General features: G+C 37.3%; 10 protein-coding genes. 8 read left to right on the top strand and 2 right to left on the bottom strand.

Annotation, left to right across the window (positions count from 1 at the left end; translation table 11 throughout):
- Positions 1-56: 56 nt before the first annotated feature.
- The 8 genes from QM524_RS08635 to QM524_RS08600 all read left to right on the top strand — a co-directional run bounded on the left by QM524_RS08635 (position 57) and on the right by QM524_RS08600 (position 11890).
- Positions 57-3476, top strand: coding sequence for a PAS domain S-box protein (locus tag QM524_RS08635; RefSeq protein WP_283344243.1), 3420 nt, complete (start codon positions 57-59; stop codon positions 3474-3476).
- Between the two features lie 141 nt (positions 3477-3617).
- On the top strand, positions 3618-4403 hold the full coding sequence (locus QM524_RS08630) for a Fic family protein (RefSeq protein ID WP_283344242.1): 786 nt from the start codon (positions 3618-3620) through the stop codon (positions 4401-4403).
- 530 nt (positions 4404-4933) lie between these two features.
- Complete coding sequence (locus QM524_RS08625) at positions 4934-5962, top strand: hypothetical protein (RefSeq protein WP_166580128.1); 1029 nt, start codon at positions 4934-4936, stop codon at positions 5960-5962.
- Between the two features lie 289 nt (positions 5963-6251).
- A complete protein-coding gene (locus QM524_RS08620; RefSeq protein ID WP_095167352.1) occupies positions 6252-7142 on the top strand; it encodes a hypothetical protein in 891 nt (296 codons plus the stop codon).
- Positions 7143-7153: 11 nt separating this feature from the next.
- Positions 7154-8554 (top strand): hypothetical protein, encoded by a 1401-nt coding sequence (locus tag QM524_RS08615; protein ID WP_283344241.1) that lies wholly within the window; start codon positions 7154-7156, stop codon positions 8552-8554.
- Between the two features lie 286 nt (positions 8555-8840).
- Positions 8841-10049, top strand: coding sequence for a nucleoside permease (locus QM524_RS08610; RefSeq protein WP_095167356.1), 1209 nt, complete (start codon positions 8841-8843; stop codon positions 10047-10049).
- A 221-nt stretch (positions 10050-10270) separates the two neighbouring features.
- On the top strand, positions 10271-11092 hold the full coding sequence (locus tag QM524_RS08605; protein WP_283344240.1) for a universal stress protein: 822 nt from the start codon (positions 10271-10273) through the stop codon (positions 11090-11092).
- A 462-nt stretch (positions 11093-11554) separates the two neighbouring features.
- The gene (locus QM524_RS08600) at positions 11555-11890 is read left to right on the top strand and encodes a helix-turn-helix domain-containing protein (protein ID WP_095167360.1); all 336 of its coding nucleotides are present in this window, start codon (positions 11555-11557) and stop codon (positions 11888-11890) included.
- Positions 11891-12435: 545 nt separating this feature from the next.
- Here the strand turns inward: QM524_RS08600 and QM524_RS08595 are convergent.
- Together QM524_RS08595 and fumC are read right to left on the bottom strand one after the other, a co-directional pair.
- Positions 12436-13266: an inositol oxygenase family protein gene (locus QM524_RS08595; RefSeq protein ID WP_095167362.1), complete on the bottom strand. Its 831-nt coding sequence runs from the start codon at positions 13264-13266 to the stop codon at positions 12436-12438.
- Between the two features lie 188 nt (positions 13267-13454).
- Positions 13455-14858, bottom strand: a complete 1404-nt coding sequence (gene fumC / locus QM524_RS08590; RefSeq protein ID WP_166580131.1) for a class II fumarate hydratase — start codon at positions 14856-14858, stop codon at positions 13455-13457.
- Positions 14859-15099: the final 241 nt, after the last annotated feature.

Here is a 15099-nt window from a genome sequence, read left to right as displayed (position 1 = left end):
ATCATTTGATTGAATACTTTCCAATCACAATCTCCTAATCTCTAGTCTGATTAATTATGCGTTGGTCTCACAAAACAAAAGAAGAACTCATTTTAGAAATTCGTCATCTCAAAAAAGAACTACACGTTTTAGAGAGTAACGAAAAAGCAAATTCGGCTGCAGGTAATACCGTTTTTGATTTACGAAAAACCGTCGATAGTATGAACCTCTTCGGGATGATTCTGGAAGAAGATGGTACAATTGTTTTTTGTAATAGCTATGCGACCAAATTATTAGGTTATACATCTGAAGAATTAGTTGGGGAAAATTTCTTTGAATTTTTGGTGCCAGAAGGCGAGCGTAATGCTCGTATTTTGGCTTTTGGTACTGCCATGGAAAATGGAGGGGTATTTGACCAAAAAGAAAGAACGATGCTTGCCAAAAACGGGCAAATGCGTCATGTGGAGCTCAACTCCGTGATATTTAATGATTTTGACGAAGCAAAATATCTCACAATCATTGGCGAGGATATTACTGAGCGCAAAAAGGTAGCAGAGGCGCTTTCTCGCTCCAACTCACAATTACAGGATTTGGTAAATAATACCTCCGATTTAATTCAAATCATCAGCATATCGGGTCGTTTCTTGTATGTCAATAAGTCATGGCAAGAAAAAATGGGTTACGAGTCTGACGAGCTGGCGAGTCTTAATCTGCGTGATGTATTGCACCCAGATTTTGCAGACGAAACGCTCAAGAAATTTGAACGAATCAAGAACGGGGAAAAAATTGCCGATTTCGAAACCGTTTTCCGTCGCAAAGATGGTCGTCGATTGTATTTGTCGGGTTCGGTTAACTGTCGTTTTGAAGGTGATAAAGCCACAGCGTTTCGTTGTATTTTCCACAACTCAACCGCTAAAGTTCGTGCCGAGCGTGCTTCCAAACTGTATGCAAGTATTGCTCAAGCTGCTATCAATTCGACCAATTTGGATGATTTGTATTCCAATATTCATAAAGAACTAGGCGAAGTAATTGACGTAAAAAACTTCTTTATTGCTCAATACGACCCACAGCAAAGCTATTTATATTTTCCTTATTACGTCGATGAGTATTTCGACAACCGTGTACATTTTACCAAGCGTAAATTAGGCAATGGTCTGACGGAATATGCGATTGCTGCCAATCGACCATTGATGTTGTACGATGAGCAAATAGAGGAGCTAGGGCGTTCGAAACAGATTTACCTGTACGGAACAGTGCCGAAGGTCATGCTTTGCGTACCGCTCAAAATTGGTGACAGAACTACGGGTATCATTGGTGTGAAGTCCTACGAGCGCCAAAATAAATATGAGCAACGAGATTTGGAATTGCTCGACTTTATTTCGGGGCAGGTGGCGCTGGCAATTGCTCGTAAACAAGCAGAAGATGCTTTAGCACGCGAAACAGCTCGTTTGAATGCCATTTTTGAAGGTAGTTCGCACTTAATGTGGTCGGTCAATCGCAAAATGTTGCTGACATCTTTCAATCAAGAATATTCTCGTTTGCTTGAAAATCGTATCAAAATTCGTCCTCAATTAACTTTGAGTACCGAAAAGTTAGGTTTTCAAATGGTGACCAAAGAAGACCGTAAAATCTTAGAAGATAGATATAAGGAAGCTTTTAGAGGCGAGAAACAACATTTCGAGATTCAGCTAGAAACCGTTGAAGGTGAAGAGAAATGGGTAGAAATTTACCTGAATCCGATCTTGCTCAAAAACGGTATGATTGAAGAGGTATCGGGTATCGGACGTGATATTACTGACCTCAAAAAGTATCAAGAAGACATCGTAAAAGCCAAAGATGAAGCCGAGCGCTCCTTAAAGGTTAAAGAACGTTTCTTGGCGAACATGAGTCATGAAATCCGTACGCCAATGAACGGCGTAATCGGTATGATTGATTTGCTCAATGATACCTCGCTTGACGAAGAACAAAAGGATTATGTATTGACGATCAAAAAATCATCTGAAACGTTATTACACATCCTCAATGATATTTTGGATTTGGCAAAAATCGAGGCAGGTAAAATGGTCTTGCATGAAGCGCCTATTGTTTTCAAGGATGTATTTGACAGATTATTGGCATTGTTCTCTCAAATCGCAGCTAATAAAGGTAACCGAATTCATTGTAATTTTGGATCAAATATCCCTGAATATGTCATTGCCGACGAAACTCGTTTACTACAAATTTTATCAAACCTTACTTCGAACGCCTTGAAATTTACCGAAAATGGTACGGTAGATATCAATGTGAGCTTACTTGAAAAACGAGGTAAATTCAATAGAATCAAGGTTGAGGTAAAAGACTCAGGAATTGGTATTACCCAAGAAAATCTCAAAATGCTTTTCAATGCCTTCCAGCAGGTAGATAACTCTACCAAGAAATCATTTGGAGGAACTGGTTTGGGATTGGCTATTTCAAAAGAGCTTTGTCGCTTGATGAAAGGTGATATTGGCGTTATGTCTGATTGGGGACATGGTAGTACTTTTTGGTTTATTATCGAAATCAAGCAGACTGATATTAGTCCTGTTTCGGTGAAAAAGAAAGAAGAGCAATTCCAAGTAGTAAATCATTTCAAAGAATACCATCCTCACTTGTTGTTGGTCGACGATAATGCCACAAACCGTAAAGTAGCCAGTGAAATTTTACGAAAATCAGGTTGTGAGGTAATTACGGCCGATAGCGGTACACGAGCCATTCAGTTGGTAGAAGCTTCGCATCTTGATCGAGCGTATGATATGATTTTTATGGATATTCAAATGCCAGAAATGGATGGTGTCGAAACTACCCAGCATTTGAGAAAATTATCTATAGATTTACCACCAATCATTGCCATGACAGCTTACGCCATGAAAGAAGACCGTGATCGCTTCTTGGCGGCAGGAATGAATGACTATGTAGCAAAACCAATCAGAGCAGAAATTTTGGTCAGGAAAGTGCAAGAATGGATAGACCGAAATGCTACAAAACGACCAAAACAGCCTAAGGTTGTAGAAATAAAACCAGAGACTGCGGAGGCAAAAGTAGAAGTTCCTATAATAATTGAGACACCAGCAGCGGAGCATTCCAAAGCAGAAGATGCAACCGTTTCCTTGATTTCAGATTTTCATGTATCAGATATTTTTCCTGTGATAGATACTGAAATCATTAAACAATTGTCTGATAGTGTGGGTGGAGATATGGAATTTGTCGCTTCGATTTTGGAAGGATTTGAAGCTGAGGCTGAAGAGCAAATCCAAAATGCGATAGAAGGATATTATGAAAATAACTGCAAAAAAGTACAAGGCGAACTTCATACGCTCAAGGGTAACTCTGGAACACTCGGTGCTTCGCGCTTGCATGAAATAACAAGGCATATTGAAGTCAAAGCTAAAGTTTGTGATTTCCAATATTTTGAGTCAGAAATGAAAATTTTACAAACCGAATTTGAGCATTTCAAAGAAGCCTACAAAAAACTAAGCTAGTAATTATCAAAACTGCACAAGAATTGAAAGACTTGTGCAGTTTTTTTATTTAAAACAGAGATACTAAAAAGGAGTCAAACGATTTAGGAAGAGAACGTGAACCGAAATACCTTTGTATCATACATTGAAAATTGTTGTTTTATGGAAAACCAACTGAAAATTATCCCAACAGATTTGTTAGAAGTATATCTTGAATCCTTTCCAGTGAAGGTCAAGGAGGCTTTTGAACAGTTGCATGATGCCGAAATATCAACAGATACTTTTAGTTTTTATACCTCAGTAGCTTCTGTGTTTTCTAGCAAAATAGAAGGGGAGGAAATAGAGTTAGATTCTTATATCAAGTACAAAAGATTTGGATTAGAGTTTTTACCTGATTATACAAAAAAAATTGACGATTTGTATAACGCCTATACCTACGCCAAGAGTCATGATATGAATCAGGAGCATATCCAAGTTGTTCATCAGTTGCTCAGTAAACACATTCTATCGGAGGCTTATCACGGTCGAGTTCGCACACAAAATATGTATGTAACTACCTCCGATGGTAGAATAGAGTATGTGGCTGCCTCTCCCTTTATTGTGAATAGAGAGTTAGAGCTATTTTATGAAGACTTAGATAATTTGCTTAAGCAAGATTTAAGTTTTGAAGAGGTATTTTATTTTGCGAGTATGGTGCACCTAGTTTTTGTCAAAATCCATCCTTGGAATGACGGCAACGGAAGAAGTGCAAGGTTATTAGAAAAATGGTTTTTAGCCCATTTTTTGGGAGAGAAATCATGGTTTATTCAGTCCGAAAAGTACTATTACCAACATCATAATACCTACTATCAAAATATAAGATTATTAGGTTTAGAATATACAGAACTAGATTATGCCAAAGCGCTACCTTTTCTACAAATGTTGCCTAACAGTCTTTTCACCCCATAAAACCCCAAATTCATCCCAAACCTTATCCTGCCTATGCCTTTGAGGGGCTGGCTGGCGTTATATTTAGAGATAAATCAATTTATCGACTATTCACTTTATCTCTTGTATAATCATGTGCTTTTCTAATACTCCAATCACTTTTTGCTCAACGCTTTTCAATAATCTTTGCTGCTCTCCAACTATTGAGCTAGTCATTTTACCATCCAACGAGCATTTATTGGCATACATCATTTAATTGTATAACAGTCTTTGAGCAAGTCCTAATTTAGACATATATAACGGGGCTTGTATTCTTCTGAAATTCAACCAATTTTTCGAAGCATCAGACGTTATACTATCGCCAACTATCCATTTTGTCCTATAGGAAATAAAGTAGTGTTTTTGTGCCAAATCGGAGACTTAACTCTTTGACCTTGAGTGACTCCTAACAACAATAATACTATTAACGGATAGCATCTTTTCAATCAAACAAAATAAACTTGGTTCACTTTGTAATAGGTGAAATGTTAAAATTCAAACAGTCAAAATTTATGGGAAATCAAAGAATCACTGCGTCTGATTTATTCTTGGGAGGTTTAGCACTTCTATTGGTAAGTGTAAGTTTTTATCAAACTTGGCAAGGATTAGAGCAGATTTTTGGTCATGCGGCTATTGTTATTTCGCTTGCATTGTCCCTGTTGTTACTTTACCTATGTTGGTTGCTTCGTGAAGCCAAACTTACGGGTCGCCCAACAGGCAAATTAATGGCAGTGTATTCGTTTATTGCACTATTTTGCTTTATGGCAAACTTCAATGCCTTGTACACACGCTTCATGCGCACGGATATTTACACTGCCGAACTGCGCGATATTAACGCTCGTTTCGACAAGCTGGAAGCGGATGTGAATGCCAAATTCAACTATAAATATGATAAAGCGACTGCTCAGAATGTAGAAACTAAGAAAAAGCAATTGATGGAGCAGATTCAGGACAAAGGAAATCCTGGCATGGGAAATCGTGCTCGTATGTTGATAAAGGATTTGGAAAAATTATTGGGTCAAAAAGTTGATATTCTTCGTCCTGTAGGTAATGACTACGCCGATTTGGCCGACCGTATGGGCCGACAAATAGATGGTATCGTTTCTGACCTTTCGCCAGAGGAAGCTAAGTTAAAAACAGATTTGAGTGCTGCTACTAAGAAATGGAGTGATAAGATTCAGGAGATATTATTATTACCTAAAAAGGACAAAGACGAACAAGCACAAGGCGTTATTGACCAATCTTTGGCAGAATACAACAAGCTTGGTCAAAAAGCCACGAATATTTTAGGCGAAGAAAAATTCAAATTTGAGCCTAAAGAATCAAATACGCAAGATATTGGCAAAATCGGTTATGCTTTCGACCACGCGGTTCAAAACTTTGGCGTATATCAGTTGGTCGTGTTGTTGGGCTGTATTCTTCTCGATTTTATCATTCCTATTATTTTGTTATTAGTTACCAAATCAGGCGATAATAACAACAATGGCGGAAGTGTATTCACCCACAAAAGAAGTGGAAATGTACTGATTCCGAATAATTAGAATATTTAGGGAATAGGCAACAGGCACTAGGCAAAGAGTTTTAAAATGCAATTTTTGGGCTTTCGACTTTCAGCGATGGGCTTTCGGCAAAAATATTCCCTATGAATTCAATGAAGCTTTTTGGCTTAAAGATTATAGCATATTAAGTAGGTCAGCAAAATAAAATCAATGTTGCCAACAATAGGCACTAGGCAGAGAGTTAATCACAGATATGTTTTTGCCGAATGCCCACAGCTGAAAGCCGAAAGCCTATTGCTTATTGCAAGTAATATTAACTTAATTTTTCTCCATGAATAACGATAAAAAGATATTAACTCCCATCAGTACCAAATCGCCAATGGATAACGACAGCGATTTTGTACCTATGGCTCAAACTACTTCTCCTTCTATACAAATGCAGGATAGTAATTTTGTGTTTTTCTTTGGTACTGCCGAAAGTGGGAAGTCGGTGATTTTGTCTTCGATGTTGTATTATTTAAGTTCGCAGGCTGGTGTTTTACGTCCCAAACTTGATACGCCCAATAGCAAAGAAGCAGAGGTTTTACTATTTGATTTTTTGGATAATATCCGAAAAGGAGTTTTACCCAATCGTACCACCCGTGACCGTGTGACACGTATTGATTTGATTTTTGAACCTAATAATAAATCCAAAAAAGTACCGCCTATCAAGCTAACTTTTTTGGAAACTTCTGGCGAAAATCACTACGAAATTCGTCGTGGAGGCAATTACCATAGCAGTATCGACGAATACTTGAATGCCAATATTCCTCTTAATTTTATTTTGGTGACAGACTACGACACTGCACACAATGACGATGCCTTGATGATGAGCTTTTTGAACGAACTCGAAAGAAAAGGAAAAAGTCTGAAATCAGTCAATGCTATATTAGTGGTGTCAAAATGGGATAAATCTGGCTCGATGGGTGTATCGAGTGTCGAACAGCTAGATAATTTTATTCGTGACCGTATGCCTATGACTAGCCAACGAATGGATACCTACGGTTTAAACAAATCTTTTTATACAATCGGACATATTGAGAAAAACTCGATAGGCGAGGAGCGACTAACCAAGTTGAATCTCCAAACCGCAAAAGTATTGTCCGAATGGTTGTATCGTAGCATTGTGGGTGTCGATATCAACTATGAAGGTACATTCTGGGAAAGATTTTTTGGCAAATAAACCACTTGACTATGTCCACTTCGATTGATTTATTGGCTTTTGGTACTTTTGGAATTCCTAACGGATTTAAGCAAACCTTCTTTTTAAATAACCCGAATTCTCGCTATTTGAAGTCATTTGACCTCAATACCAATGCGATTACAATTTACCCTCAGGCAAATTTATATTCGATTAGAAAAGAAGTTGCCAACGGTGCCAAGGCTTTGTCTTATACTCAATATTCGTTTGCACGCGAACAGCACTCCGATAGAGGAGGCACTTTTATTGGGTCGAGTATTACTTTTTTCAACACCAACTGTGAAGAGCCTTTGGTGATTTCATGTCTCGACGAGTTTCATGCTGATATTATTGCCGAACAGCGTAATATTATCAACCATGTGCTTCAAGTGAAGCATTCTGACGAATTGATTGTTCGTGAGCCCAAAGATCTCAACAAGCTTGACTTAAATTTTAAAGCTTTAGATGCCACTTTATTTCAAAAAACAAGAAATAATTTTCTGGTAGTCTATTGTGATTTGTCTTCAGAGTTAAATCTATTTTTACAAAAAAGTGCCTATTTACTCAGCGATTTTGATACTATTTATTTCACCGACTCGGTCGATATTGCCAATTATGTGATTGAAAAAGGTCTATATACTTTCATCAATTCTGAGCAATTTTTAGCAGAAATAGAAAAAAGAAAAGCAGCGAAGGAAATAGAGCGTTTTGAACAACAAAAAAGTAAAAACCCTTCTTTTCAGAAAAATAAAAATACCTCACCAGAGAAGAATACTCCTGAAGAAATCACCCCAAGAAATTGGGATGTATCTATTTTTCAGAAAAAAGTAAATCAAAATAAGCTCATTGCCGAACACAACGATTTAGTCAAAAAGTATAATGAGTTGAAAGCACAACTCAAACAATTATCCAACAGTAAGCCCAAAACGGATAATCCCTTCGAATCACCCGATATCAGTTATCCTGAGGAGGAGGATACCTCCATACTAAGCTCATATCAATTTTGGAGAGGCTTATCTATCGTCTTATTGCTCACCTGTGGATATGCAGGCTACCGAGAATATGAACGATACAATGCCGTATCAACGGCTCCAACGGTAGCAGTAACACCAGTACTCCCAGCGCCCATTCCGGTAGCGCCTCCAAAGGTAGAAATTCCACCTTTGAATCCTTTGCCAAAATCAGTTTTGAAAGAAAAAGATATAGCCTATACTTTCAAAAATAGTACGATTCAGAATCAAACGGCAGATAGCGTGGTGAATTTGATTTTTGCCAAAAACAAAACAGATATAACTAGCATATATGGTAATCAAAAGCCTGCCTACAAAGCCGAACTGATCAAAAGAAACCCTGAATGTTTTAAGGATGATAAAGTGATTTGTACTTTTTTAAAGAATATTCCGTCTGCTCAATAGGGGAGATTTCCACATCAGATTACGGGTGAATAAATTCACCCGCTAATTGGAAGTATTAAGCGTAACTAGTCCAAGTCTTCAGACTTGGACTTTCTTTTTTTATGAGTTTTCAAACTTATAGACCTTCTATCGTTATACATTTCCTTGATTCCTGTCTTGTATTCTCCAAATCCATATAAATAAATCGTACTCAAATCGTATATTTGAAGAATTAGGAGAAACGTGCTCGTACGAGTGTACACCCAATGCCGTCTCCTCTATCCAACAAAAACTATAAAAAATAACAATGCGTACTACTACAAAAATTCAATTGATGGTTATGATGTTCCTGATGTTTTTTACATGGGGAGCATGGTATGGTCAAATGGGTAAATACCTAATCGTTGGACTTGGTGCTAGCGGTGACCAGACAGGGAATGCCTATGCCACTTTTTCAATTGCCTCTATTATTGCCCCATTTTTTGTGGGAATGATTTCTGACCGTTATTTCTCGGCACAGAAAGTAATGGGTGTACTTAATATCATCGGCGCAGGGATACTTTATTTCTTGATTCAGACAAAAGATCCAGATGCATTTTTCTGGTACATTTTGGCTTATACCTTGTCTTTTGCACCCAACTTGGCGCTTTCGAGCTCAATTGCCATGAACCAAATGCAAAATCCTGAGAAAGAGTTTCCATCGATTCGTGTATTGGGTACGATTGCTTGGATTGCGGTAACCAATATTGTTGGGTATTATGCCATTGGTGACAAGGTTACTATCTTCCAAATTTCAATGTTTACATCTTTGGCTTTAGGTATTTTTGCTTTCTTTTTACCAGATACTCCTCCAAAAGCAACAGCCAAAGCTTCTTCTTTAGGGGAAATTTTAGGTACAGAGGCATTCGTTTTATTCAAAGACCGTTCGTATGCTATTTTCTTTATTGCATCGGTATTAGTTTGTATTCCATTGTCATTCTATTACGCTCATGCCAACCTTTCGTTGACAGAATCGCACATGAGTAGTGTTGAAAACAAAATGTCCTTAGGGCAAGTATCAGAGGTATTTTTCATGTTGTTGATTCCATTTGCTTTGTCAAAATTTGGTATCAAAAAAATGCTTATTGTTGGATTAGTAGCATGGATTATTCGTTTTGTTTGTTTCGGATATGGCGATGGTATTAGCTCAGAATGGATTTTATATTTAGCTATCGTATTGCATGGTGTATGTTATGATTTCTTCTTCGTAACAGGTCAAATCTATACAGATAACAAAGCAGGCGATAAAATCAAAAACTCAGCACAAGGGTTAATTACCTTGGCAACTTATGGTATTGGTATGGGGATTGGTTCAAAAATCTCAGGTATCGTATTGGATAAATTCTCTACAACAGATGCCTCTGGTGCAGTTACGCACGATTGGACTTCGGTTTGGATGGTTCCTGCAGGAATTGCGGCAGTTGTTTTGGTGTTGTTTATTGTGTTCTTTAGTGAAAACAAAACTAAGGCAGCCTAAAACTTAGTAAGATATAGCAGAAAGCCCTCAGAATCAATGTATTCTGAGGGCTTTTGTTTTGATATTAATCAGCAAAACTACCAATGCTTATCATATTGATTCTCAGTTTTTTGGGTAAAATTTGTTAAGGAAAAAGGAAATAGGATAGTTTAAAGATTGAGGTGATTTTCTTAACCCAATAAAAGAAACCAAACCGTAACAAAACAAAACACGATACAGCTATGAAAAAGATTCTTGTGCCAACCGACCTTAGTGAAATTTCTTTAAAAGCATTAGATGTCGCTGCCGATTTGGCAAGAAACAATGGTGCTGAGATTACCTTGTTACAAGTCAAAATATTTCCTTCAGCAAGTTTAGGAACGTATTATTCGATGGGTGTGGCGGTTCCTTTTGATACAGCTTGGAAAGGTGTTTTGGACGATGCTCAAAAAGAATTAGATGGACTAATTACTAACCCTAAGTTTTTGGGCTTGAAAATTAAAGCGGTAGTAGAAGAAAGTGTTGAGAACTTTGAATCGACTTTACTTAAGCATCACGCAGATTTGATTGTGATGGGTTCTACAGGCGCTACAGGCATTAAAGAAATGTTTGGGGGCTCACATGCTGAATCTGTCGTGCGTCATGCTAATTGCCCAGTATTGGTCATCAAAGGAAATCAAGAGGAATACCATATTCAAAAAGTGTTAGTAGCAACCGATATGGAGAATACAGACTTTATAAAAAAAGCTTTTAAATGGTTGAATATGCCCGAAATAGAGTATCATTTTGTATATGTCGACACCGCCATGCGACAAATCAATTATGATGCACTGAAGGAGGATATGAAGAAGGTAGCTTCGAAACTCAAATTAAAAAATTACCATTTTGAGATTTGGGATGGTGCCAATGTCGAAGAAGGAATTTTGGATAGTGCGCATCAAATCAAAGCAGATTTAATCCTTATGTACACACACGGACGCACTGGTTTGGCGCATTGGTTTAAAGGAAGTATTGCCGAGGATGTAGTCAATCACTCTGATATACCAATCATGACGCTTTCATAATCAGTCTAATAACCCTTAGAATACCCATTATACCATTTCCACTATTGTTTAAAATTGCTAAAACGGTTTTGAGAAACTAGGTTCTCAAAACCGTTTTTTATTAATCCATTAATTAACAAATGATAAAGCATCGTTTTGCCTGATTTTGTCAATGTATTCTTGTATTTTTAAAAACTCTTAGAATTGTATAAAAATATATGTAAGTACATATATCCTTTTTTTGTTAAGCAAGTCTCGCTTGATAATATTTTTTTTTATATTTGTGTTCGCCAACGTATGAAAAATACAAGCTACTTTTCCCTAAGACTAATTAGGTAAATAGTTCAAATGGGAGATTGAGATATTAAGAGATAACAATACGTAACTGATTATTTTTCACCACTAATAAAATAGTCATTCTTTAATTCCGAATTCTTATTATACTTATCTTAAAACTTTATTAATGAAAACACACAACGCACTATGAAACGAGTTGAAGATAGAATCAGGGTACTAATCGCTGAGAGGGGGATGACTCTTCTTCAATTAGCTATTCAATCTAATATTACAGAGGCAACACTTCATGCCATTCTCAATCGAAACGATGCAAAATACTCACAATTAATACGCATGGCACGTACTCTAAACGTGACTGTAGCTTATTTGATGGGTGAATCTGAAATCCAAAATATTTCTGACGTACAAGAAACACAGGCAGGATATGTAGTGTTGAAAACCGAAGAGGTTTTGGATATGCAACGCAAGATTATAGAATTGCAAGCCAAGTTATTAGCTAAGTTGACCGAAAGCGAGGTTTAATCCAAGCAATTTTTCTTCATAAGAAAGAAAACCTTCGGTTACTGCCATATTAGAAAGAAAGCTGCTTAAAAGACGTATATCCTTGTAAGTCAGCCAATCATATAAAAAGCCAAACAAAATTAATTGTTTGGCTTTTTGTGCTTTTAGACAAAATAGCAAATTGGGTGTTAGTTGTAAAAACGGAAAATGCTATTAGTTTTGAGTAAAAAGAAGTTATTCGTTAACTGTATATCTGTTATCAAAATAAACTCATAATCTGAAGTATACTATCACTATACCGCAGATATATTATCAATTTTATTTTTCTTACTACTTCAATTAGTATGCAAAATAAAATTTAAGGTTTTAGCTTTCTGCAAAAGATATCTGTAGTTAAAAAAAACACGTTAAACTCTTTGCCTAGTGCCTGTTGCCTAAAGCACACGTTACCCACTAACTTACCACTTAACTGAGATTAAATTAATAATGTATATGTCGGTATGCTGTTGATTATAAGAACTTTCAAATAACGAATATACCATTAATCGTTAACGTTTTTTAACCTATTACCAATAAATCGGGCCTGAACCAAGATACTTCTCTGCAATTGGCAAATAGTATTCTTTCATTTCGTCAAGGTTATAGATTTTTGGACATTTAGTATATAAGTCGTACTGATTGAAATCCTTAATCCATTCTTTGTATTGCTCGTCTTTTTTACTTAATAGTTTTGTATAGCTACCTCCTGTATGCCAAGGATAAAACGAGTGGTAACGTACCATTGCCATACCTGCTTCTGGGATCGTATTGTCTTTATGGTTTTGCAAAACTTGAAACAAATACTCATCGTGTCCCCACGCCAAATGTAAGTTGTCAAGCCCACAACCTTCTTCATATACACCCAACTCAGTATTGTATCTTTCGTCGTGCATATCAGGATTCAATTCGTTGAACTCAGGATAAACACAAGAATCAGGGAAGCGACAGCCTACTACAAAAACATCACCAACCAAGCCCCATTGTTCTGCTTGTGAAGTGCCATCTTCGTCTGAGCCCCAAAGGTACATAGCTTTGCCAAGGTCATGAATCAAACCAACCAACTGCATCCAGTCTGGGCGACCTTCAGCACGCATACCTTCTGCCGATTGAAGCAAATGTTGTACGTTAGGTAAATTCAAATCTGGGTCACTTACATCAATCAAGGCATTCAACTTTTCCATAGCTTCCCACAAGTGCATAGGCTTGTCGAAAGTAAGGTATTTCTTTTTCATTGCCTGTACGTAATCGTAAGTTTGTCTGGTGCGCATTTTGCGATAGTGCTCTTTTACGGCAGCAGTAATGTCTCCTTGGTCGTAGTTACGAAACTCAGATTTTTCTTTCACTAATACATCTTCCATGGTATGATATTTTTCTTGTTTATTTACCTATTTTTCATCGAAAAGGAATATTTGATACTAAGCTACTGAAGAAATTTTGAAAAATCATGAAATATTTCGTGAAATCGATTTCAAAATAAAGTACAAATAAAAAGCCCCAAACCATACTTGATTTGAGGCTTTTCTTAGAAAAATACCATGAAATTGAATTACACGTTGATTTCGCCAACCATGTTTTCAGGTTTTACCCACTGGTCAAATTCTTCAGCAGTTAGGTAACCTAAAGCAATAGCCGTTTCTTTTAAAGTTGAACCGTTTTTGTGAGCTGTTTGAGCAATCTCAGCAGCTTTGTAATAACCAATCTTTGTGTTCAAAGCAGTTACCAACATCAACGAGTTGTTTACGTGTTTTTTGATATTTTCGTGTAATGGCTCGATACCCACAGCACACTTGTCGTTGAAGGCAACACAAACATCACCAATCAAACGAGCAGAGTGCAAGAAGTTATAAATCATTACAGGTTTGAATACGTTCAATTCAAAATGACCCATCGAACCACCAATGTTGATAGCCACGTCGTTACCCATTACCTGAGCAGCCACCATTGTCATAGCTTCGCATTGAGTAGGGTTTACTTTTCCTGGCATAATTGAAGAACCTGGCTCGTTGTCTGGGATATAGATTTCGCCAATACCCGAACGAGGACCTGATGACAACATACGAATATCGTTACCAATTTTCATCAAGCTAGCTGCTACAGTTTTCAAAGCACCGTGTGCTTCAACGATAGCATCGTGAGCTGCCAAAGCTTCGAATTTATTTTCAGCAGTAACAAATGGCAAACCTGTTAGGTCAGCAATGTGCTTAGCTACGTTTACATCATAACCTTTCGGTGTATTGATACCCGTACCAACGGCAGTACCACCCAAAGCCAACTCTGATAAGTGAGCCAAAGTGTTGTTGATAGCACGCAAGCCATGATCTAACTGAGATACATAACCAGAAAACTCTTGACCTAAAGTCAAAGGAGTTGCGTCCATGAAGTGAGTACGACCAATTTTTACAACATCTTTGAAAGCCTTAGCTTTAGCATCTAGTGTATCGCGAAGTGTTTTGATACCCGGAATGGTTACTTCCAACAAGATTTTGTAAGCTGCAATGTGCATTGCAGTTGGGAAAGTATCATTTGAAGATTGTGACTTGTTTACATCGTCGTTCGGATGAACAAATTTTTGTTCGTCAAGCAATGAACCACCATTTACTACGTGAGCACGGTAAGCGATTACCTCGTTGCAGTTCATGTTTGATTGAGTACCCGAACCAGTTTGCCAAACCACTAATGGGAATTGGTCATCTAATTTACCTTCAAGAATCTCATCACATACTTGGGCGATAAGGTTTTTTTTCTCTTCAGGCAATACACCAGCGTCGAAGTTAGCAAACGCTGCTGCTTTTTTTAGGTATGCAAAAGCCTTGATGATTTCCTTCGGCATCTTGTTGATGTCCTGAGCAATCGGGAAATTCATGATTGAACGTTGGGTCTGAGCTCCCCAGTAAACGTTGGCAGGCACTTGCACCTTACCCATCGTGTCTTTTTCTATTCTATATTCCATTGTCAAATTGAGAATTGGTAATTGGTTTCGCTAAACTTGCGTTATAGGAAGAATAAATCACGCAAAGGTACACTACAAATGAGTTGAATGAGAATGATTTTTATTTTTTTGTGGTAAAAATCGATAGGTGCGACGAGAGGGGTCTTTTTCGGGATGTTTTACAAAAAAACTACTTATCAAATGTTTTTACTTAGTAGAAAATCCCTATATTTGAGTAAACAAAAATCCCAGGTAACCATAT

Origin of the sequence: Flectobacillus roseus (assembly GCF_030056595.1) — a bacterium.
GTDB classification, from domain to species: domain Bacteria; phylum Bacteroidota; class Bacteroidia; order Cytophagales; family Spirosomataceae; genus Flectobacillus; species Flectobacillus roseus.
The sequence above is the reverse complement of the archived record's forward strand: the minus strand, read 5'-3'. Positions and strand labels throughout refer to the sequence as shown.